The sequence below is a fragment of the Streptomyces polygonati genome, assembly GCF_042650325.1.
Lineage (GTDB): Bacteria > Actinomycetota > Actinomycetes > Streptomycetales > Streptomycetaceae > Actinacidiphila > Actinacidiphila polygonati.
On record NZ_JBHSBB010000035.1, the window covers coordinates 1 to 22,064 of the forward strand.

The window sequence follows — 22,064 nt, forward strand, 5'->3', positions numbered from 1 at the left end:
ACGGCCGTCCCCGTTGTCCCGCGAAGAACCGCAGATCAGCACGTCGGGTGACGTGCGAGGTTAAACGCTAAGCTGAGCCGAGGTGGCCCAGCCTGGTCCAAAGCGGGGGCTGTCAGCGGCGGCTGTCAGGATTCCTGGTTATCACCACAATCAGGAGAAGGACATGGGGGGCCTTGACCCCTGATCTTGGACACACGAGACACTGGATCCTGAGGATCTGAGGACGGACATCTCGTGGTCGTGAAGAACTATCCGCCACAGTTCAAGGCGGACGCGGTCGCGCTGTACGAGTCGCGGCCCGAGGCAATGATCAGGCAGGTTGCCGCTGATCTGGGGATCAACCCGGAGACGTTGCGGAACTGGGTCCGGCTGGCGGGAGCCAGTCGGCCACGGGGACGCCGGGTGGCGGCACCCGCGGAACCGCCGACACCGTTGGAAGCGGAGAACGCCGCTCTGCGCAAGAAGGTCCGCGAGCTGGAGGAGGAACGTGAGATCCTGCGGAAGGCGGCCAAGTATTCCGCCGGGGAGACGCGCTGGTGAACCGCTTCCAGTTCGTCGCAGACCACCAGCGCCGCTACGGCGTCAAGCGGCTGTGCGCGATCCTCGGTATCGCCCGCTCCAGCTTCTATTACCGGCGCGCAACCGCCGCGGACCGGGCCGCCCGCCAGGTGGCCGACGCCCACCTCGCCGGCCGGATACGGGCCGTGCACCCGGGAATCGGACGGCACCTACGGCGTCCCCAGGATCACCGCCGAACTCCGGCAGGCCGGCGAGCGCGTCAACCACAAGCGCATCGCACGGGGCATGCGGATTATCGGCCTGGAAGGCGTGCGGCTGCGCCGCAGGCACCGCACCACGATCGCGGACCCGGCTGCGGCCAAGGCCCCGGACCTGATCGGCCGCGACTTCACAGCGAGCGAACCGAACACGAAGTACGTCGGCGACATCACCTATCTCCCCGTGGTCGGCGGGAAGTTCCTCTACCTGGCCACCGTCATCGACCTCGCCTCGCGCCGCCTGGCCGGCTGGGCGATCGCGGACCACATGCGCACCGAGCTCGTCACCGACACCCTGGCCATCGCCGAAACACACCCGCGGCAGCCTCGCCGGGGCGATCACGCACACCGACCACGGAGCCCGATACACCAGCCGGGCATTCGCCGACGCCTGCCGCAGGTCCGGCGTCCGCCAGTCCATGAGCGCCGTCGGCTCCAGCGCGGACAACGCACTCGCAGAGTCCTTCAACGCGACGTTCAAACGCGAGACGCTCCAGGGCCGCAAGAGCCGGCTCTCCGAACGCCAGGCCCGCCTCGACGCCTTCCGCTGGCTCAACCGCTACAACAACCGACGCCGACACTCCCGCCTCGGACACCGCAGCCCGATCGCCTACGAAACAGCCACCAGAACAACACCAACTACGCTGACAACAGCCGCATAACCCGTGTCCAGGATTCGGGGTCAAGGCCCGGGCACCTGGGACGTTGGCCCCTTCGAGAACGACACCGCGGGGGACTTCTGCGACACACTCGATGATGCTGACGTCGACGCACGGAAGGACATCATCCGCGACACCCCTCGTCCGTGCGATCGACACCACTGGCTACCTCGACGCCGATCTCGCCCAAGAGGCCGTCGCCGCAGCCGCATTGGTCGCCACGCAGTGCCCCGGCGGCAAGCCCGCCGACATTCACTACGGACCGAAGCAACCGCTCACAGACCTCACGTCGCTGCGCGCCCTGGCCTCCCAAGCCCTGGAGCGGGTCGTGTCCGAACCGTCAGAGCTGATGGAACTCTGGGGCGGTTCAGAAGGCGGCCCATGGCGGGCAACCGTGGACCGACTGCGGAACACGCTCATGCCGCAGCCACCGAGTGAGCAGTTGGAATTGAGCTGAGCACCACGTCACCGTCTGCCGTCATACGCCTGGAAGGTCCACATGAGCTGGGATGTTCTTCTCCTGCGCCTACCCGCCCACGTCACCTCCGTGGGGGAAGTCCCCGACGACTACACGACGCCCCCGCTCGGGCGGCGGCCGGCCGTCCTCGCGGCCGTTAGCCAGGCCGTCCCAGAAGCGGATCTCTCTGACCCCGCCTGGGGCGAACTGCTCGGAGCCGGTTGGTCGATGGAACTGAACATCGGCTCCAAGGACCCGGTCGACTCGATCATGCTCCACATCCGTGGCTCCGGCGACGACGTGCTCACCCCCGTCTTCCAACTCGCTGCCGCACTCGACTGCAAGGTTCTGAACTGCTCCGAGGGCGACCTGATCACCCCGCAGGGGACCTCGGGCTGGCGCACGCCTTCCAGGAGTTCCGAGACCGCGTGACAGATCCGACCGTCTGATAGCAGTCACGTCAGTCGGCCCGGAGGTTCAGCTCGGCGGACCCCCGTGCAGGCGAGGACCGCGCTGGCGTCGTCGGCGAGGAAGAGCATGAAGGCCCACGTCCGGTCCGGTGAGAAGGTGCAGCCGATCCTGACCTGAGCAGCTTCGAGCCGGGTGAGGATGTCGACAGTGGACGGCAGGGCCAGAGTCTCGGTGCCTCTCTTCCTCGCCCGCCGGAGACGAGCCGCGTAGATGCCTGTGAGCTGCTGACTGGGAACGCTTCCTTCCCAGACAACGAAGTCGCCTCCGTCGAGAAGCGCCGCTCTGGCGGGCTCGCAGGCAGTAGTCTGGTCGGCCAGCATCCCGGCGAGTTCCGCCCGGTCCATCTGACTTCCTCTCGCCCGGTGTCCCGCCGTCCGCTCAGTCATCAAAGTGGATTTCGGGCCGGGTCCAGAGAGTAAGGTCGCTGCTGGTAGCGACCGCGAGCGTCCGGCCGGAAGGCGAGAACCCGGCTGCGCGGAGTTCTGAGTAGTCGGAGTGGAAGACGTGCCACCACGTCCCTCCCGCCGGCCCCTTGTGGGACCCGCCATCGGCGGAGAGGATGACGCGGTCGTGAGGCCACCCGGGGCTGACAACATCGAGGGTCCAGCCGTCCGGCGTGGTGCTGTGCAGGCCCCCGCCGAAGAGCCCGGCAATGCACACCGGGACGCCCGCGATCGGGCCGAGCCCGGGGCAGGTGAGGCTCGGGTGGGCGTCCGGGGTGCTCGTTTCCGGGTCAGGATCCCGGTCCCGGGCGATCTTCTCGCCGGTGACCGCGTCGAAGAGCCCATGGCCGGCGCTGGACACGACCATGACGAGGTCGTGTCCGCTGTCGGGGTGGACAGCGAATCCGATACCGAGGAGGCCCCCGATGGGAGTCCTGCGGTCCAGCACCGGCTGCCACGGCTCGGGAGCCGGCATGACGGTGGCCGCGAGGTAACGCTCGCGCAGCTTCTGCTGGTACTCGGTGATCAACTCATCTCCTCGGTGCGATCCGCGACGAGAATCTCCCGCGCAGCGGCCCACGTCGACTCAAATTCTTGGCGAGTGATCTCGGCAGTCCCGTCCGCTTGAACCGTTCCGGGTTCGGTGGAGACTCTAGATCTTGACTGTGACCTGGGGTTTTGTGTTGGTCCGGTGGTGGTTGGCTTCGTATTCTGCGGGTGGGACGTGGCCTATCTCACCGTGGAGGCGGTGGTGGTTGTACCAGTCGACCCATTCGGCGGTGGCCAGTTCGACGTCGGACAGGGTCTTCCAGGACCTGCGGCGCTTGATCAGCTCGGTCTTGAACAGGCCGATGGTGGATTCCATCAGGGCGTTGTCGTAGGCGTCGCCGACGGATCCGATGGAGGCCGCGATGCCCTCCCGCTGGAGGTGCTCGGCCAGCGCAAAAGAGGTGTATTGAGACCCGGCATCGCTGTGGTGCACCAGTTGGCCGGGCTGGTGGCGGTTGCCTTCCCGGTCCCGTTGCCACAGGCCCATTTCCACTGCGGCCAGGACGAGTTCGGTGTGTTTGGTGGTGGCCGCGGACCAGCCGACAATGCGGCGGGAGAAAGTGTCGACGACGAACGCCACGTAGACCGTGCCGGCCCAGGCCGCGACGTGGGTGAAGTCCGCGACCCAGGTCCGGTTCGGAGCCTGGGCGACGAAGTCGCGGTCGACCAGGTCCGGGGCCCGCCCGGCCGCCCGGTCCTGGACAGTGGTGACGATCTTCTTCCCGCGGACGGCGCCGGTGATGCCGAGTTCGCGCATCAGCCGCTCGACGGTGCAGCGGGCGACCTGGTGGCCCTGCCGGCGAAGGTGGTGCCAGATCTTGCGGGCCCCGTAGACGCGGTAGTTCGCGTCGAACACCCGCTGGACCAGGACTTCCAGCGCGGTGTCGCGCACGGTTCGTGTCGAGGGCGGTCGCGTCTTGGCGGCGTAGCAGGTGGAGGGTGCGATGCTGACGCCGTGCCCGGTGAGCACGGAGCAGATCGGCTCGACGCCGCCGAAGCGGTCCCGGTGCTCGTCGATGAACGTCACGAGCGAAGATGTGGCCGGTCGAGCTCGGCCGCGAAGAAAGCCGTCTTAGATTCAACCGGTCAGAGCAACAGTGCTGGTTGAGGACGGTATACGTGGCGAGACTGGGTCGGCCGGGAATGTCGGATGAGATGAAGGCCGACCTGTGGCGGCGATGGAGGGCCGGAGAGTCGATCAGCGTCATCTCACGGCAGATCGGCAAGCCACCCGGCTCGGTGTTCACCGTCCTCAAGCACCACGGAGGAATCGCCCCCGGATCCCACAAAGCGCGCGCTGGAAACCTGACCGTGGGTGAGCGTGAGGAGATCTCGCGCAGGCTTTGTGCCGGCGAGTCCTACCGGGCCATCGCCGGCCTCCTGGGGCGCGCGGTGTCGACAATCAGCCGTGAGGTGAACAAGAACGGTGGACGCGACGTCTATCGGGCGGTAGCTGCGCAGGAAAGGGCACTTGACCGGGCACGGCGCCCGAAGCCGTGCCTGCTTGCCCGCAAACCCGCCTTGCGGCAGGCGGTGCTGACCCTGTTGAAGAAGGAGTGGTCGCCCGAGCAGATCGTCGGACACCTGCGTCTGCATCACGGGGAAGACCCGCAGATGAGCATCACCCACGAGACGATCTACCGGTCGGTCTACACCACCCGGTGGAAGGTGGTCCCCCGCGAGCTGTGCAAGCGCCTTCGCACCGGGCGCCCGATCCGGAAGAACAAGCGCCACACGGTGAAGGGCCAGTGGCGTTCACAGATCACCGGTGCCCGACCTATCGAGGAGCGGCCCGAGGCGGCGGAGGACCGAAGCGAGTCCGGACACCTGGAAGGCGACCTGGTGATCGGCTCGAACAACAGCCAGGTCGCGACTCTGGTCGACCGGAAGTCACGGTTCCTCACGGTCGTGAAACTCGCCAGCCGCCACACCACCGTGGTCGTTCCCGCTCTCGCCGAGACCTACGCCCGCATGGACCCGCGACTGCGCGGCACGCTTACCTGGGATCGTGGCATGGAACTGGCAGCTCACAAGCGTTTCACCGCGGACACCGGTGTCGACGTGTTCTTCGCAGCCCCGCGCAGCCCCTGGCAACGTGGCACCAATGAGAACACCAACAAGCTGCTCAGGCAGTACCTGCCCAAAGGCACAAACCTGTCGACCTTCAGCCAGAACGACCTTGACGCCATCGCGACGAAGCTCAACAACCGTCCGCGCAAGTGTCTGGGATTCCGCACACCGGCGAGTGTTGCCTTGACCGGTTGAATCTAAGGACGCCGAGCTTGCTCGCGACGGCCTTCATCGCCGCCCACTCGGTCTCGTAGTCCGGGCGGACCTCAGCAACCATGCGTACCGCACGACGCCGCAGCTCAGCGGGATAAGGGGAGGGACGTGCCATCACTCGATCCTCTCAAAGAATCGAGTCTCCACCGAACCCCGGAACGGTTCAGAGGAAGCTCGTGCCGTCGCCGACGGTGGTCAGCAGGACTGCGGCGGTCCTGACGCCGGTGCCGGGTCTGTCCACGCCGAGATAGCCGCAGCAGCCCGCTGGACAGCTTCTTTCTGGTCTTGCGCAAGCTTGGCGCAGGTCGCTGCGACGTCCGGTACACCGTCCGGTCCCACGAGCGCGTCGTGCACCCCGGTCTGCAGCCAGTCAGTCTGGTTGCCGTCAGCCTCGACAACCGCGAGAGCGATGAGCCTCGCGGCGGCCACCGTCCCCACTCGGGCCAATCCCTCTGCCGTCTGTCGTGTCACCGCCGTGTCCTCGACATCCAGCAGCAGCCCAACCAGCAGTTCCGCAGCCTCAGGAACATCGGCAAAGGAAGCAAGGTCACGCCCAGCGCGGACACGTTGCGTCCATGAAGGAGACGACGCCTCAGCCAAGGCCGTCTCCAACCCACTCATCATCTCTGGCACGACGAGACAGTCTCATGCCCACGAAGAAGAACGAACCTCGGGCCGAAGCTGCCCACACGCTTGACGAAGAACATAGAGGCACCCCCCGCAAACCGCCTCCCTTGTGCCCGTCATCGCCTGCTCGTGCTCGCTGCCAGCTCCGCCCACCAGAACGATCGAAAGTTCCCTAACGAGTTCGTGCATGGTTGGCGGTGGCGCGTCGAAGGCCGCAGTTTCGCCGCAGGTTCACATCCGCGCACCGTGGTGCATCGTGGCTGTCTGCTGGTGGGAGAGCAGCCCGGCGACGGCTTTGGACGATGTCGCTCATGTGCTTGCGTCGGCCGTGGTGACGGGCGAGGGCCCGCCAGTTCTTGAGGTGGCCGATGCCGTGCTCGACCCGGATACGGCGTGAGGAGTGGGCCTTGCGCTGGCGCTCGTGCATTTCCTCGTACCACTTTGGTGGGTTCTTCCTGAACTTGCGGTGCGGTGGTGTCACCACACGCCCGCCCGTCTGAGCGCCCAGCCCCTGGTAGCCGGCGTCGGCGAGTATCTCCACGGCCGGCCCGTTGGCCAGGAGCTCGACCAGGCCCAGTTTCCGGGCGTGAGTGATGTCCGCGCAGCTGGCAGGCTCGGCCGGACTGCAGAAGAGCAGCCGTCCGTCGGCGTCCGTGAGGACCATCGACTTCACTGCGTTCTGATTGTTCTTGCCGGAGATGAACTTCTCCCGGTCCTTGCGTCCGGCGGGCGGCCGCCTCACCCGGACCTCGGTGCCGTCGATGATCCCGGTCTTTCCGTCGGCACCGAGATGGTCGATGACCTGTGCGAGCGTGCGTAGCCGGAGGCCGGGCGCGATGGTGCAGCCCCGAGCCGCCAGCAGTGGCCGCACTCACTGATCGCACGCGTGATGGTGGAGCGGCCAACACCGAACCAGCAGGCCAGCACATCGTGCGTCGCACCATGACGGAGGCTGACCAGCGTGGCCAACAGCCGATCCACGAAGACCAGTTTGTGTTTCGCCCTGGCACCCACGGCCCGGCGACGCGGCCGCGATCTGAGTCCGGCCTGGTGCTGCTCATGCCACAACGGCCTGACCTCAGCGACGAGTTCAGCGATCACCTCGGACGTCAGCCCAGTGATCTGCTGGCTTCGGATGATTGCTGCACGCGCTCGGCTCCCCACCACACAGACCATGATCAGCGATCATGGTTCCGACGCACCACCGCCAACCATGCACGAGCTCGTTAGGCATCCACTGCCGCAAGCAGCAGTTCTGCGGATCAGGCCACGGCCCCTTTTGCGGAGTTCCACAGCACACCGCGGTTCACAGGCTCGGGATACTGACTGAGCATCGTCTCGTACAGCTCGTTGAAGTCCTTGGCGTGCTCCCTGGCGTCAGAGAAGTCCAGGACGTAGCGGCGAGTCGGCCCGATGTCCTCAGGGCTGTCCGGGTCTGCGTCTCGTTTGTGACCCGATACGACGGAGGTCGGGCCGAGTTCCTCGATGGTGTCCAGGGCCCTGAGCCAGATCTCCAACCCGGCGCCCTTGGACTCGGCGAGGTACATGTGCACCTGACCGTAAACGGCGTCCCCGCCACGACCAGCCCGATCGAGGGGACGTGCAGCGCACTGGTGCCGTCCGTGTCGGTGTGGCCGAGCTCGATCGCCTGGAGCTGCTCGCCCTCGAGATCGATCGGCCTGTCCTCAAGCGGCTCGGCCATGACGTGCCGGTCGGAGATCTGATCGGCGAAGCGCGGTTCCCAGAAGGCATCGAACCATTGCGGACCCCACTGGGCACCCATGTGTTCGACCACACCCGGCGTCGCCACGAGCTTCGCGCTTGGGAAACGTTCGAGGATCGAGGGGGCACCGAAGAAATGATCCCCGTGCGCGTGGGTGACGAAGACGGTGGTCACGTTCTTGCCCTGCTCGACGACCCAGTCGGCCAGGAGGCGGGACTCGTCGACGGTCATCAGCGGGTCCACCAGCGGCCCCATCGACGATGCCGAAGCCCGCCTTGCCTACGCCGCCGTCACCCGCGCCCGCCGCCACCTCGACTGCGGCGGACTGGTCTGGATCGACCACCACCCGGACGGCATGGGCCGTCTGTGAATCGTCCAGCACATCCGGTCAAATGCTGGGACTCAGCCAGTGCAAGCACATCCCCAGCGACATCGGTATCTGCGCCGGCCCGACCGAAACGCTCTGCCCGACGAGCCAGACCGAGTGGGCACGAGCGTGGACAGGGCATGCGGGATAGGGTTTTGGGGAAGGGCTCGCAACTGGGGCACGCGACCGGTGTGGTGGATGCCAAGTTCTTCTTTGATGGCAGCCATGGAGGATCTTGCAGACGGGGCGACTGACCCATGTTGAGCACGTGCCGCCGCCGGGCGCCACTGCGTGCAGAAACAGCTTGGGCAGTCCGCACACCTACCAGGTGCGGGTATCGGCCCGGTCTCCCGTGCGCGTCATTCAACGACCACACTTCTCTGCGCTGCTTAGTCGGGTATTTTAGGCTGCGGTCCCGGCATCGGTCGAGGTCCCAGGTGGCGCCAGGTCACCGAATCTGCATACTGCTGATCGTCCTCACGGGGTGTGTGCCTGGCTCCCCGATACATGTTCAAAGGAATCAGGCTGAGGGACTGCGCCTTCCTGCTTGTTGCTCCGGTGGACGCGGTTGGGCCGGTCCCGGCCGACAGCGGGCTGGCCGGCTGCATCATGTGGGCTTTCCGGTAGGAGTTGGTGCTGTCGCTGTGTCCAACTGGGCTGTGAGGGGGAGCTGGCGACTGCTGGGTCGCCTGCGTTTCACGGCAGGGCCGTATCCTCCTGGTTCACCCACGATGAGAGGAACTTCCTGATGACCGCGACGCGGAAGCTGACCGCTGCCCTGGCCTGCGCTGTTGGGATGGCCGCGTTGATGGGCTGCGGGGGTGGTCACGGCAGGAAGGTATCCTCACCCGCCTCCTCCGCACGCGCCGCTTCGCCGGCGGCCGTCACGTCGAGCCCAGCTGCGGGGCCCGCGCTGAAGGAGCTGACGGCCGCGCAGATATCCGACCGGGCGATGGCCGCAATGAAGGGTCTGTCGTCGGCGGTGGTCGACACACAGAGTGTCGCAGACGGACAGACGAGCCGGACGACCCTCGCCATGACGGCCAAGGGCGTCTGCACCGGACATCTGAAGGTTTCCGGGGCTACCTTGGCGGTGGTCCGTGTCGGCGGGACGACGTATATCAAGGGTGACAACGCGTGGTGGAAAGGGCAGGGCGCGCCCGGTTCGCCTGGGGTCGCGGCCGTGGTGAAGGGCCGCTGGGTGAAGATGACCGCCGGGTCGATGGAGGACAAGACCTACACCTACCTCTGCGATCTGAGCCTCGACCTCGAGATTTACGACCCGGGCCAGGGCGGGGTGCTGACCAAAGGCGCGCCGACGGTTGTCGACGGCGAACCGGTGATCCCCATTAGTGGCCTCGTGCAGGGCAGCACGCAGACCACCTACGTCGCCACCCGGGGCAAGCCGTACGTCGTCAAGTCAGTGGAGAGCGGCCCGGACGCTGCCGGGGTGGATTTCAGCGGTTTCGACGAGCCCGTCAGCGCGGTGGCCCCGCCGGCGTCCCAGACTGTGGACGAGTCGGAACTCACCCGGTTCGGCATCTGAGCCAGTGGAACGGCGGGCGGTGGATCGCGCGTTCCGCCGCCGGGACCGGTCGCCGTGGACGCCGGGAACACGCTCTGGCCCGGTCTGTGTGATGCCGGGCGGCCCGGGTGGCTGCCGGATCCCCTGTCTGTGCCAATGGGGGTCCGGCAGCTGCCGGGCGTTACGAGGTGGTGTAGAGGCTGCTGACTTCTCCGTTGGTGAGGGCTGCGGGGAAGGCGCGGACGTCGGCGACGGAGCCGTTGAGCTGGTTGGTCGGGGTGGTGCTGCCCAGGGTGAGGGTGGCGCCGATGGTCAGGGGCGCCGAGGAGTTGTAGACGGGGGTGGTGTTGAGGGCGGCATCGGTGGTGAGGGCGCCGTTGACGTAGAGGGACATGATGTTGGAGTCGGCGTTGTAGACGGCGGTGAGGTGGGTCCAGGTGCCGATGGTGGGGGTTCCGCCGCTGGCGGCGCAGAAGTTGGTGGTGGGGGTGTCGCTGGTGGTGGTCATGAAGACCCAGGAGTGGAGATCGGCGTGGTAGCCGAGGTAGAAGGCCTGGTGGTTGACGGTGCCCTGGCCGACGGCGATTTGTGTGGTGGTCAGGGAGTTGAGCTTGACCCAGGCTGAGACGGTGTAGCTCTTGGTCGCATCAAGGGCTGCCCGGCTGGTCTGCAGGTAGCCGGTGGTGCCGGTGAACGTGGCCGCGCCGGAGGCTGTACCTGCGTGGTCGGTGCCCCATCCCGTGTTGCCGTGGGCGGTGGCCGGGTTCTGCGCGTCGGTGTCGGAGCCGTTTCCCTTCAGAGGCCACTGGTCGGCCGCGCTGGTGGTGTTGCCGGCTACAAAGGCTGCGTCGAAGCCGTTGACGGCCGTTGTCGGCGTGCCTCCCACGGTCTTGCCGGGCCGCACGGTCAGGGTGCCGGCGGTGGTGATGGTCCACAGGTCGGAGATGCCGTCGCCGGTGAGGTCGCTGTCGGAACCGATGCCGGGGTCGGTGGCGGCGGAGACGTTGCCGATCTTGGTGCCGGAACTGATCGCGGTCACGGTCGGCACGCTCGGTACCGGGTCGCCGAACTCGTCGGGAGGCGGTGTCAGCGTGCCTGTGGTGAACGTGTAGGCGGTGATGTCGCCGGTGGTGCGGTCGCGGGCCCACATGCCCGGCTTGCCGCTGCCGGAGGTGTCCCCGGGCGAGATGAGGTCGAAGTTCTTCCAGCCTGTCGTGGCGAGGCAGACCGGCTGCCCGAAGGCGCCGTAGGAGACGGTCGGGTAGAACCAGAGGCCGGCGTCGCCCGAGCTGTTGGATTCGGTCGTCAGCAGTCCGGTGTAGGAGTCGAACAGGCCGTTGACCGTCAGCTGTGTCGTGGAGGGGTCGCCCAGGGCCGCGATCTGAAGGGTCTTGGACCAGTCGGCGGCGTAGCCGGTGCAGGTGGTGCAGGCGGGCCTGCCGACCGTCGAGCTGGCGTCGAAGCGGCCGTCTGCGCCGGTGTTGCCCGGGTTGTTGTAGAAGTACAGCTGCGTCGAGCCGCTCTTGTGCGCGATCAGGTCATCGAGGTGCGAGTCCAGGCGCATACTTCCGCGGTGCGTGACCTGGTAGTTCTTCCAGGTGTCGCCGCTGGGGGAGTCGGGGACTTTGGCGGCCAGGGAGACCGCGGGGCTGGTGGCCTGGGTGTTGCCGGGTACGGAGTGCGCGTACAGGTTGCCGTCGCTGCCGGGGACGACGATGTCGGGTGATCCGTCACCGGTGGTGTCGCCGAAGACCGGTTTGGGGCCGTTGGGGTTCCAGGGGACGTAGAAGGCGTAGGAGGCTACGCCGGAGTAGTTGCCGGCGTTGTCCTCGGCCTGGGCGTAGAGGATGTTGGTGCCCCAGTGGACCGGTGTGGCGAACAGGCCGGTCGATGTGGGCAGGTGGGTGCCGCACTGCCAGCCGGCGTCGGCCAGGGTGGGGTCGAAGCTCCAGCGCAGGCAGGCCAGGCCGGAGTTGGGGCCGTGGTTGGACGGGTCGGCGGCGGTGAAGGGGATGTATCCCTGCTGCCCGGTGTGGAGGCCGGTGGTCTGGCCGTTTCCTGCGGGCGGGAAGGTGTAGGCCAGGGAGCCGGCGTCGATCAGGGTGGGCGCGGTCGGCATGCTCACGGTCGGTGGTGACAGGTCGACGCGGAAGTAGCAGTGCTGGCTGGGCCCTGAGGTGAGGATGCCGTCGTCGGCTGCCGCGTCCCACCCGTAGACGTGCCCGTCGGTGAGTTCGCTGGTCGGCACCTGATAGACGGCCGTGTTGCTGGGAGGGGAGATATAGCCGGAGCTGTAGCCGCTGTCGATGGTGGGGGCGCCGTCGGCGGAGCCGTCCCACAGGTCGAAGTAGCCCCGAACCGGCTGCGAGATGGGGCTGGCGACGATCGCTTTGAGCTGCAGGCCCGGTGCCAGGCCGGGGTTGCCGAGGAAGGCGTTGGCCGGGTTGGTGGAAGTGGAGCAGGGCTGTGTCGTGCCGGCCGATACGTACTGGGGGTTGGGTGATGCGGCCATGGTGACGGGTACATCGGGCGTGTGGTCGTAGTTGACGGTCAGGGACGCTTTGTTGGACAGGCGTTTGAAGCCGTTGGCGTTCGACTCGTCGCCGTAGAGGCCGAAAGTGATGGTGTTGGGAGTGGAGCTGTTGAGGACGGTGGTGACCGACGTGTCGGCGTTGTAGGCGAAGTCGACGTTTCCGCTGCAGCCGGTGGAGCCGGTCCCGCCGACGTTGTCGGAGTTGTCCGGCTGCATGGCGCCGCCGCCGGGCTGGGTGTCCCAGTTGGTGCCGTGGCCGATCTGGGTAGGCGTGTAGAAGGCGCGGACGGCGTAGGCGTTGGTGCAGCTCCAGTCCGCGGAGTAGGTCTGGGTCACTTTCAGCGTGGCCGAGGCGATGTAGTCGCTGAGAGTGGCGAGGCGGGAGATGCTGAACTGGTAGTACGTTCGTTCCTTGTCCGAGGGGCTGCAACTGCCGCCGTCGGGGTAGGTGCCGCACAGTCCCAGGCCGGGCTGTGAACTCTGCGAGGTGCCGTAGACGCCGAAGTTGTCGGTGGTGGTGTGCGCGGACTGGACCCATGTCCAGGTCGGGTCCCCGGCCTGCCAGGCAATGAAAGAGGGGTCGATGAAGACGGGGTAGTGGGTGCCGGTTCCGTGCAGCACGTCGGCGACGGGGGTGAGGCTGACGCTGTTGCCACTGACAGTGACGGGAACGGGGGCGCTCTGGGCACCGGCGCCCGGTCCCTCGGCGGTGCTGGGGTCGGTGCCGCTGTCATCCGGTGCCGCGGTGAGGCTGCGTGCAGTTCTGCCGGAGTTCAGCGCGGTGGCGCCGGCGGTGGTGCTGGAGTCCCACATGGTGGGGGCGGGCGCGACGAACACGGTGGCGCCGGAGGAGTCGACGGCCTGGAGGCTTCCGCTGCTGTCCGCCTGCATGGTCAGTCCGGCGCCCGAGGTGCCCAGGCGCAAGGTGGCCAGTGCGGGATTGGTGGCCGCCGTGGCCGTTTTGACGATGAGGACTTCCCGTATGCCGCCGAGCTCTGTAGCGGTGACATCGAGGTCGACGTCGGGCAGGACATCCGCGTAGTGAGCGGTGTCGCCGGTGATGCTCGGTACGGGCAGGGGGAAGGGCATGGTGACCGACAGCGACTTGCCGGTCGGGCTGGACAGTGTGGCCAGTGCCGTGTCGCCGCCGCCGGACAGGGTGAGCGGGTTGAGGGGGGCCCTGGCCGACAGTGTTCCGTCGGTGTCGGTCTTCAGGCCAGCGTCGACCGGCACCCAGGTCCCGTTGAGCTGTACCCGGGTGGGGGAGACGGTGCTGGTCTGCGACAAGGTGCCGTCCGGCATGGCGGTGGTCTGCGCGTAGGGCGTGGTGAGGGCGTCGACCACGACCGGCTGTCCGGAGGATTCGGCCCGTGCCATGGCCCGGTCGGCCGGACCGGCGTCGGCCGGGAGCGCGGTGACATGCCCGTCGCCCTGGCCTGGATCGCTCCCGCCGTCGGCTTGCGCCGGTCCGGCGAGACCGACGAGTGTCGCACCGGCCAGGGCGAGTGCGAGCAGTGCTCCGGTGGTTCTGCGTCCGCGGTGCCTTCGGCGCTTGCTGCGCGCGGACATGCCGATGCCCCCCATTGGGTTCCCCTCCCATGTGCGGGCGTTCGAACAAACCCCCGTAGGGGTCGCACACTAGGTGCACCTGCCAGACGCCCGTCAAGCGCTTAATTCCGACACATGCCCTTACTGGATGGACTGTCCAATTCGGTGCGGCTAAGCAGTGTTAAATATATCGTCAAGATCAAGTCATCAATTGATCAATTGTGGGATCTGGTCGGTACATTCGTCCGTCTGCGGTCGCCCGGAACCAACCTGGCGGCTTTTCGCATGCGAGGGGGGAACTCGTGGGGGGTTGGGGACGACTGCGTCCAGCCGCGCGTCGTGGCCGTTCGGGGTGGGTGGGCGCGTTCACCGTGCTCGCCACCGTGGCCACGCTGCTGGGCCCAGTGTCGGCTCAGGCCATCGAGGGCGCGAAACCGGTCGATGCGCACAAGATCTGGTCGCCTCCGGCCACGCCGCTGCCACGGACCGCCTCGGTTGCCGGCAAGGATCTGCCGGCGCCGTCGCACCTGAAACCGCGTTACCCGGTGCCGAAGGCCTGGGCAGGACCGGCTGCCGCCTCTTCGGCGAGCGGCGCCGCGCAGCTCACCGTTCCGGGCGCCCCGGCGAGCGGCCGCCCGCAGCCGGCCCGTGCCGGCCGGCTGCCGGTCTGGATCCGCCCGGCGGCCAGACCCGCCCGGACCACCACCGCGGCGGGCCGGACGGCAACCATCGCGCCTTCGGCCGCGGGTACTCCCGTCAGTGTCAGCGTGGTTGCGCCGGCGAGCGCCGCCAAGGCCGGCTTCCACGGGCCGGTGGTCTCGGTCGCCCGCAGCACCGCCGGCCCCGCCGGCGAGGTCGAAGTCGGTGTCGACGTCAGCCAGCTCGACGCGGCCTTCGGCGGGGATGCCGCATCACGTTCCCACCTCGTCGAGATCCCGCAGTGCGCCCTGACCAGCCCGCAGAACGCAGCCTGCCAGAAGCAGACCCCGGTCCCCTCGCACTACGACCCGGCCACGCACCGCCTCATCGCTGATGCCACGGTCCCCACCGCGACCACGGCCGGCTCGCAGTCACCGGACGTGGCCGTGGCCGCCCCATCCCTCCTCCTGGCCGCGCAGACGAGCTCCGGCGGCGGTGGCGGCACGTACGCGGCGACCAGCTTGAACCCGAGCGGCGCATGGTCGGCCGGATCCAGCAACGGCGGATTCGGCTACAGCTATCCGATCCAGGTCCCGCCCGCGATCGCCGGCGACGCTCCGGCCGTTTCGCTGTCCTACGACTCGTCGTCCGTGGACGGCCTCACCTCGTCCACCAACAGCCAGGCATCCTGGATAGGAGACGGCTGGAACTACAGCCCGGGCTACGTCGAGCGCTCCTACACGTCCTGCGACCTGGACGGGCTCCCCCACTCGAACGACATGTGCTGGGGCGGCTACAACGCCACCCTGTCCCTCGGGGGGCAATCCAGCACGCTCGTCCGCGACGACACCAGCGGGACGTGGCGGCTGCAGGACGACAACGGCTCCAAGGTCGAATTCCTGACCGGTGCGTCCAACGGGACCTCCACCGGCGAGTACATCAAGGTCAGCACGACCTCCGGCACCGTCTACTACTTCGGCCTCAACCACCTGCCCGGCGGCGACAAAACAGATCCCGCCACCAACTCGGCCTGGTCCGAACCGGTGTACTCGCCCAAAAGCACCGATCCCTGCTACGACGCCACCAAAGGCAACGCCTCCTGGTGCCAGATGGGCTGGCGCTTCAACCTGGACTACGCGGTCGACGCGCACGGCAACCTGACCACGTACACCTACAGCGCCGAATCCAACTACTACAAGCGCGGGGCGGGGCAGAACTCCGGCACCGGAACACTGACCTCCTACACCCGCGGCGGAGCCCTCACCTCGATCGCCTACGGCCAGCGCCTGCCCGACCAGGTCACGGCCAAAGGAGCCCTCAAACCGGCCGCGAAGGTCATCTTCACCCCTGACCCCGCAGGCCGCTGCTCCACCGCCGGCGGCTTCACCTGCACAAACGCGACCCTGTCCGCTACCAACGCGGCCCACTGGCCGGACGTGCCGTACGACCAGAACTGCGCCTCCACCGGAACCTGCAACAACTACGGCCCGACCTTCTGGTCCAATATCCGCCTGGCCTCCATCACCACCCAGGTGCAGTCCGCGGGGGCGCTCAAGGACATCGACACCTACACCCTCAGCCAGAGCTACCCGGATCCCAACGACGGCAACAAGCCGACCCAGTGGCTGGACTCCATCGTCCGCACCGGCAAAGACGGCACGCCCAACATCCCACTGCCCCCCGTGACGTTCACGGCGGCGAACATGCCCAACCGCGTCGACGGCACCGACCTCGTCCCGGCGCCGACCATCTTCGACCGGCCCCGCATCCAGAGCATCACCACCGAGACCGGCGAGCACATCCAGGTCGACTACAAGCTGCCGGCCTGCTCCCGGATCAACCACGCCATGCCCGCATCCGCGGACACCGACACCGCAGCCTGCTACAACGTCCTGTGGTACCCGCCAGGTACCGTCTACGGCGCTGACCCGGCCTCGGACTGGTTCAACCGCTACCAGGTCGACTCCGTCACCCAGAACGACCCCGTCACCGGCTCCTTGCCCGTTGTCACCCACTACGCCTACGGGCCGGCCGCCTGGCACTATAACGACGCTGAACTGACCGACCCCAAGACGCGCACCTGGGACCAGTTCCGCGGCTATGCCACCGTCACCGCGACCACCGGATCCGGCCAGGACGGACCGGTATCGCAGACCGTCACCACATATCTGCAGGGCATGGACGGCGACAAGACCGCCGGCGGAACCCGAAGCGTCACGGTCAGTGACCGCCTCGGCGACCACGTCACGGACTCCGACTGGCTGTCCGGACAGGCCCTGGAGACAGACACCTACGACCAGGCCGGCGGCAGCGTCACGGCCTACAAGGTCACCACCGCAACCAGCCCGTCCGCCGCCACTGCCACCCATGTGCGCGGGACAGGGCTGCCCGATCTTGTGGCCCGGTACGACTCGACCGTCTCCGTCGCCACCACCAAGGGCCTCAAAGCCGACGGGACGTGGCGCACAGCGGTGACCACGGCCCGCACCGACTCCGGCAACGCCAACCGCACAGTCAGCGTGGACGCGGTCGCCGACGGCGAGCCGGAACAGTGCACCCTCACCTCCTACGCCACCAGCAGCAACCCCCTCATGACCGGGCTGCCGGACGAGGTCAAGACCCTTACGGGTACGGGAGCCTGTTCCGCGACCCCCACCAAGGCCAACACTGTCTCCGACGATCGCACGGTCTACGACGGACTCGCCTTCGGATCCGCAGGCCCCCTGGGCGAAGTCACCTCCGCCCAGACCATCGACAGCTACGACGCCTCCAACCACCCCGCGTTCGTCACTACCGTAGCCACCGCCTACGACACCTACGGCCGGGTCAACACGGTCACCGACCCCAACGCGACCGACACCCAGCACTCCAACGGCGCCACCACCACAACGGTCTACACACCCGCCCGCGCCGGAGAACTGCCGGCGACCGTCTCGATCGCCAACTCCGCCCCGGGCACCGCTGCCGACTGGACAACCAGCACCACCGTGGACATCGCCCGGGGCCTGCCACTGACCGCCACCGACCTCAACGGCCAGACCACCACCGAGTCGTACGACGCACTGGGCCGCCTCACCAAGGTCTGGGCCGCGGGCCGCACCACCGCGCAGAACCCGGCCCTTACCCACACCTACGCGATCAACGGTTCAGCTGGACCCTCGACGGTGACCACGGCCACGCTGATGAACGACGGGCCACACTACGACCTCTCCGTCCAGTACTTCGACGGTTTCGGGCGCCCCCGGCAAACGCAGACCACGTCCGGCATCTCCGCCTATCACGGCCGGATCCTCACCGACACCTTCTACGACTCCCACGGCCGCGCCGTCGAGACACGCTCCCCCTGGTACGACGACACCGCCGCCCCCGGCGCGGGACTGTTCACCACGGCCGACAACCACGTCCCCGGCGAGACGACCACGGTCTACGACGGGCAGGACCGCCCCACCGCCTCGGTCTTCTCATCCTTCGCCGTCGAGCAGTGGCGCACCACCACGGCCTACCGCGGCGTCGACGCAACCGACACCACCCCACCCAAGGGCGGCACCGCGACGACGGTGATCACCGACGCCGCGGGCCGCGCCAGCCAGCTGTGGCAGTACAAGACGGCGGCACCCACCGGTCACGCCAGTGACGCCGACGTCACCGCCTACACCTACACGCCGTCCGGCAATCCGGCCACACGGACGGACTCCACCAACCAGGACACCTGGAGCTACGCCTACGACCTGCGAGGCCGCCAGGTGAGCGCCACCGACCCCGACACCGGCACCACCACGCAGACCTACGACACCGACGGCCGCCTCGCGACGACCACGGACGCCCGCAAGGTCACCCTCTCCTACGCCTACGACCTGGTCGGACGCACAACCGCCGAGCACAGCACCACATACCCTTCCACCACCTCCATGCTGCAAGCGGCCTGGACCTACGACACCCTCACCGGTGCCAAGGGACAGCCCGTCAAGTCCACCCGGTACGTCAACGGCGACACCACCCAGGCGTACACCACCGAGACCACCGGCTACGACACCGGATACCGGCCCACCGGCACCAAAGTCACCCTGCCCGCCTCGGAAGGCGCACTCCAGGGCCCCTACACCACGCAGGCGATCTACGACCCGATCACCGGGGCACTCACGGCCTCCCACACCGACGCCCGCGGCAACCTGCCCGCCGAGACCGTCACCTACTCCTACGACGCCAACGGTCCGCTGCTCGGCTTCGGAAGCTCCGCGACCACATACGACCTGGCCACGAATTACGACGCCTTCGGCCGCCCCACCCGCACCACCGTCAACCCGTGGGGCACCGAGATCGTCGCCACGGACAACTACGACCAGGCCACCGGCTCCCTGCTGTCCAGCTACCTGGACAAGCAGACCGCCTCCACCGGACAGGTCCAGCAGACCACCTACCTCCGCAACCCCGCCGGGCAGATCACCGCAGTCCAGAACATCGCCGACAACACCCCCTCCCAGACCGACCTGCAGTGCTTCACCGACGACTACCTCGGCCGGCTCACCACCGCCTGGACCGACACCGGCGGCACCACCACACAGCCCCAGCCCGAGGTACCCAACATCGGAGGCTGCAAGAACACCACACCGACCAGCGGCGCAGCCTCCGGGCACACCACTATCGGCGGACCCGCCGCCTACTGGACGTCGTACGCCTACGACTCCCGCGGCAACCGCACCGGCCTGACCAAGTACGACATCACCGGCGACAGCACCAAGAACATCACCACCACACAGACCTTCGGCCAGCCCGGCCAGCCCAACACACCCACCACCGCTGCAAACACCGGCGGCGGAACCGGCGGCCCACACGCCCTGCTCTCCACCACCAGCACCGGCCTCAGCAACCCCGGCGCATCGACCTACCAGTACGACGCCCTCGGCAACACCACCGCAGTCACCGCCACCGCCGGCACCACCACCCTCGACTGGACCGCGGAGGACCAGCTCGCCGACGTCACCCCCGCAGGAGGCGCCGGAAAAACCAGCTACGTCTACGACGCGGACGGCAACCAGCTCCTCCGCCGCGACCCGGGCAAGACCACCCTCACCTTCGGCGGCGACGAACTCGTCCTGGACACCAGCACCGGCACCGTGACCGATACCCGCACCTACCAGCTGCCCAACGGCCTTACCGCGGTACGCCAGGGCACCGGTCTGACCTGGCAGGTCAGCGACCTCCACGGCACACCGACCCTCGCCCTGGACTCCCTCACCCTCGCCGAAACCCGGCGCCCCGCCGACCCGTTCGGCAACCCCCGCGGCACCCAGCCCACGTCATGGGCCGGAGACCACGGCTTCGTGGGCGGAACCCAGGACCCTGCGACCGGCCTGACCAACCTCGGCGCCCGCGAATACCAGCCTTCCACCGGCCGCTTCCTCAACCCCGACCCACTCCTGGACTCTTCCCAGCCCCAGCAGTGGAACGGCTACGCCTACGCAGGCAACGATCCTCTCAACAGCAGCGACCCCACTGGCCTGCGATCCGAGTGCGGCCAGAACGGGGATGCCCCTTGCGATCCCGATGCCGCACCGGCAGGCGGCGGCACCTCGACATGCAGTTCCTACGGCACCTGCCCCGCTCCCGCTCCCGCTCCCGCTAACGGGGCCCCTGCTCCCGCCACCGGGGCTTCCACTCCCGCCAACAGTTCTTGCGACCGCACCTGCCAGGACATGGCCAAGCCCGACCCCACGACGACGGACGGGTACACCGAGATCTACCCGAATGTCGTCATCCGCAATGACACCAAGGACTTCTCCCGCTACCGGCAACTGGTGTACAAATACATCCGCGAAGGCTGCAGCGACGACAGCTACGACTGCCTCGACCCCACTGCCTATGACACCCCGCAGCCAGTGTGGAAGATCCGGGCGTGGATCAATAAGCTTTATACCGTACAGTTCAATGCATGCGCCCAGTTGCGCACGTGCACATGGAAAGATACGGTCCAAGCTATAGCAGGGCTCAAGGGCATAGAAATGCTCATGAGCACAGGCGGTGGAGGAAGAGCGCAGGAACTGCTATCAGCTGATGAGGCAGCGGACTTCGGAGCCGAAAAAACCGCGCCCGGCTGCGTAGTAAACAGCTTCCCCGGAGAAACCAACATTCTGACGTCCTCCGGAAAACTGAAGAACATTGACCGTGTAAAGGTCGGCGACGCGATAGTCGCCACGAGCCCCATCACGGGGGAGACCAAGCCCGAGAAGGTAACAGCGGTCATCAGGACCCTGACCGACACAGACTTCACCGACATCACCGTTTCGGCCGGCGGCGCCCTGACCTCCACTCAGCACCACCCCTACTGGGATGTCACCCACGCCCGCTGGATGAATGCAGCCGACCTCCGCAAGGGAGACGCCCTCCGCCTCCCCGACGGCGGCACGACCCGTGTCCAGAGCGTCCGCAACTACACCAGCCACATCGTCACCTACAACCTCACCGTCTCCGACCTCCACACGTACTATGTACTCGCGGGAACCACGCCAATCCTGGTCCATAATGGCCCGGGTTCGGACCCCGCAACCTTTCCAAACTTGTATCCGGAGGATACTGGCGGTTGGACCAAGGTCTTCACGCCTGGCACCGTGGCACAACGTACTGGAAATTATCAGTATGTGGTTCTGACTGACGGGACTCTCATGATCGGAAAGGGCGACGGCCACATTGCACTTACCGGTGGTGCTGATGTGCTGGCCGCTGGTGAGGTTCGGTTCAAGAGTGGCAGGATGACGGAAGTAAACAACCGCTCTGGCCACTACAAGCCCTATGGGGCTAATGCTGAATCCGCAGCTGTTGATGCCTTCAACAATGCGGGACTCGATGCGACGGGAAAGTACGTTGAGTATGAATTCCCCTGCTAGCGGTGGTGGATGCGGTCTCATCCTTGACAAGATCGACTTCCTGCTGAAAGTTCAGCAGATTGCTGACGGAGTGGATCAGGTCGAGCCGCTATTAGAAGACTTGGCTGATCAAATCAAGGACAAAGAGGGCTGCAGGCCTAAGGTTTCAGAACGGTTTTTTGTCCTCATGCAGGATATTGACCCCTGGAGTCTGGAGATTCTGCAATACTGCATGCACGACCTGCGGTGGTCGGAAGTATCTGATCATGCAGTTATACTTCTTCGGCAAGAGGAAAGAGTAGGGAGGCATCGCCTTTATGAGCGCCTCCTCGAGTCGTTTGACGACAGCTGGCCAGAGCGGGAATTCTTTCGCCGTTACTCGGGCTGACTGTGTCCAGACGGTGCTAATTAGGTATTCGATTCTTCGTCGTTGCTGTGCGCAATCCATGATTTGATTGGATCGGTCCATTCTTCCAATGCCTGACTGAGCCTGGAAGTCCCCCGCGATTATCCGGCGGGACTTCCAGGCGTCTTGATGAGATTGGAGGGGTGGGTAGTTGGTGCAGTGGGTGGGGTGTGGGCTGGGGTGTTGGTGGTTGGGTGA

At 66.9% G+C, this 22,064-nt stretch carries 13 protein-coding genes and 4 pseudogenes; 8 read left to right on the forward strand and 9 right to left on the reverse strand.

What is annotated here, in order from left to right; genetic code table 11:
- Positions 1–234 precede the first annotated feature (234 nt).
- From ACFO3J_RS32220 to ACFO3J_RS32230, 3 genes and pseudogenes are all read left to right on the forward strand, one after another.
- Positions 235–1,438: pseudogene (locus ACFO3J_RS32220) on the forward strand (IS3 family transposase).
- Between the two features lie 12 nt (positions 1,439–1,450).
- Positions 1,451–1,892 (forward strand): annotated as a pseudogene (locus tag ACFO3J_RS32225) (DUF4259 domain-containing protein).
- Positions 1,893–1,934: 42 nt separating this feature from the next.
- Positions 1,935–2,324 (forward strand): hypothetical protein, encoded by a 390-nt coding sequence (locus tag ACFO3J_RS32230; protein ID WP_386437179.1) that lies wholly within the window; start codon positions 1,935–1,937, stop codon positions 2,322–2,324.
- Between the two features lie 23 nt (positions 2,325–2,347).
- Here the strand turns inward: ACFO3J_RS32230 and ACFO3J_RS32235 are convergent, their stop codons facing one another.
- The 3 genes from ACFO3J_RS32235 to ACFO3J_RS32245 all read right to left on the reverse strand — a co-directional run bounded on the left by ACFO3J_RS32235 (position 2,348) and on the right by ACFO3J_RS32245 (position 4,382).
- Positions 2,348–2,707: a hypothetical protein gene (locus tag ACFO3J_RS32235; RefSeq protein WP_386437181.1), complete on the reverse strand. Its 360-nt coding sequence runs from the start codon at positions 2,705–2,707 to the stop codon at positions 2,348–2,350.
- A gap of 34 nt (positions 2,708–2,741) precedes the next feature.
- Positions 2,742–3,335, reverse strand: coding sequence for a hypothetical protein (locus ACFO3J_RS32240; RefSeq protein WP_386437184.1), 594 nt, complete (start codon positions 3,333–3,335; stop codon positions 2,742–2,744).
- A gap of 123 nt (positions 3,336–3,458) precedes the next feature.
- Positions 3,459–4,382 (reverse strand): IS3 family transposase, encoded by a 924-nt coding sequence (locus tag ACFO3J_RS32245; protein WP_386437187.1) that lies wholly within the window; start codon positions 4,380–4,382, stop codon positions 3,459–3,461.
- 128 nt (positions 4,383–4,510) lie between these two features.
- Between ACFO3J_RS32245 and ACFO3J_RS32250 the strand changes: the two genes are divergently transcribed.
- Positions 4,511–5,620 carry an IS30 family transposase gene (locus ACFO3J_RS32250; RefSeq protein WP_386437190.1) on the forward strand — a complete coding sequence of 370 codons (1,110 nt, stop codon included), beginning with the start codon at positions 4,511–4,513 and terminating at the stop codon, positions 5,618–5,620.
- Positions 5,621–5,627: 7 nt separating this feature from the next.
- Here ACFO3J_RS32250 and ACFO3J_RS32255 read toward each other — a convergent pair.
- From ACFO3J_RS32255 to ACFO3J_RS32275, 5 genes and pseudogenes are all read right to left on the reverse strand, one after another.
- Positions 5,628–5,753, reverse strand: a pseudogene (locus tag ACFO3J_RS32255) (IS3 family transposase); the annotation flags it as partial.
- An 80-nt stretch (positions 5,754–5,833) separates the two neighbouring features.
- Positions 5,834–6,262 carry a hypothetical protein gene (locus tag ACFO3J_RS32260; protein WP_386437210.1) on the reverse strand — a complete coding sequence of 143 codons (429 nt, stop codon included), beginning with the start codon at positions 6,260–6,262 and terminating at the stop codon, positions 5,834–5,836.
- Between the two features lie 175 nt (positions 6,263–6,437).
- Positions 6,438–7,136: a transposase family protein gene (locus tag ACFO3J_RS32265; RefSeq protein WP_386437192.1), complete on the reverse strand. Its 699-nt coding sequence runs from the start codon at positions 7,134–7,136 to the stop codon at positions 6,438–6,440.
- A gap of 59 nt (positions 7,137–7,195) precedes the next feature.
- Positions 7,196–7,441 (reverse strand): annotated as a pseudogene (locus tag ACFO3J_RS32270) (transposase family protein); the annotation flags it as partial.
- A gap of 130 nt (positions 7,442–7,571) precedes the next feature.
- Positions 7,572–8,243 carry an MBL fold metallo-hydrolase gene (locus ACFO3J_RS32275; protein ID WP_386437195.1) on the reverse strand — a complete coding sequence of 224 codons (672 nt, stop codon included), beginning with the start codon at positions 8,241–8,243 and terminating at the stop codon, positions 7,572–7,574.
- Between ACFO3J_RS32275 and ACFO3J_RS32280 the strand changes: the two genes are divergently transcribed.
- Both ACFO3J_RS32280 and ACFO3J_RS32285 read left to right on the forward strand, forming a co-directional pair.
- On the forward strand, positions 8,143–8,358 hold the full coding sequence (locus ACFO3J_RS32280; RefSeq protein ID WP_386437212.1) for a hypothetical protein: 216 nt from the start codon (positions 8,143–8,145) through the stop codon (positions 8,356–8,358). The two genes, ACFO3J_RS32275 and ACFO3J_RS32280, sit on opposite strands and share 101 nt — an antisense overlap.
- A gap of 745 nt (positions 8,359–9,103) precedes the next feature.
- Positions 9,104–9,901, forward strand: a complete 798-nt coding sequence (locus tag ACFO3J_RS32285; protein WP_386437198.1) for a hypothetical protein — start codon at positions 9,104–9,106, stop codon at positions 9,899–9,901.
- Between the two features lie 160 nt (positions 9,902–10,061).
- On the opposite strand, the gene ACFO3J_RS32290 is transcribed toward ACFO3J_RS32285, so the two are convergent.
- Positions 10,062–13,982, reverse strand: coding sequence for a LamG domain-containing protein (locus tag ACFO3J_RS32290; RefSeq protein WP_386437201.1), 3,921 nt, complete (start codon positions 13,980–13,982; stop codon positions 10,062–10,064).
- Positions 13,983–14,317: 335 nt separating this feature from the next.
- On the opposite strand from ACFO3J_RS32290, the gene ACFO3J_RS32295 reads away from it, so the two are divergent.
- Together ACFO3J_RS32295 and ACFO3J_RS32300 are read left to right on the forward strand one after the other, a co-directional pair.
- Complete coding sequence (locus ACFO3J_RS32295) at positions 14,318–21,481, forward strand: RHS repeat-associated core domain-containing protein (protein WP_386437204.1); 7,164 nt, start codon at positions 14,318–14,320, stop codon at positions 21,479–21,481.
- Positions 21,465–21,848, forward strand: coding sequence for a hypothetical protein (locus ACFO3J_RS32300; RefSeq protein WP_386437207.1), 384 nt, complete (start codon positions 21,465–21,467; stop codon positions 21,846–21,848). The genes ACFO3J_RS32295 and ACFO3J_RS32300 overlap by 17 nt, the downstream gene beginning before the upstream one ends.
- Positions 21,849–22,064: the final 216 nt, after the last annotated feature.

Bases quoted from the DNA above. Each gene is read 5' to 3' on its own strand.
- ACFO3J_RS32230 (WP_386437179.1), top strand. From the start codon at position 1,935: ATGAGCTGGGATGTTCTTCTCCTGCGCCTACCCGCCCACGTCACCTCC.
- ACFO3J_RS32235 (WP_386437181.1), bottom strand. From the start codon at position 2,707: ATGGACCGGGCGGAACTCGCCGGGATGCTGGCCGACCAGACTACTGCC.
- ACFO3J_RS32250 (WP_386437190.1), top strand. From the start codon at position 4,511: ATGAAGGCCGACCTGTGGCGGCGATGGAGGGCCGGAGAGTCGATCAGC.
- ACFO3J_RS32260 (WP_386437210.1), bottom strand. From the start codon at position 6,262: ATGATGAGTGGGTTGGAGACGGCCTTGGCTGAGGCGTCGTCTCCTTCA.
- ACFO3J_RS32275 (WP_386437195.1), bottom strand. From the start codon at position 8,243: ATGGGGCCGCTGGTGGACCCGCTGATGACCGTCGACGAGTCCCGCCTC.
- ACFO3J_RS32285 (WP_386437198.1), top strand. From the start codon at position 9,104: ATGACCGCGACGCGGAAGCTGACCGCTGCCCTGGCCTGCGCTGTTGGG.
- ACFO3J_RS32290 (WP_386437201.1), bottom strand. From the start codon at position 13,982: ATGTCCGCGCGCAGCAAGCGCCGAAGGCACCGCGGACGCAGAACCACC.
- ACFO3J_RS32300 (WP_386437207.1), top strand. From the start codon at position 21,465: ATGAATTCCCCTGCTAGCGGTGGTGGATGCGGTCTCATCCTTGACAAG.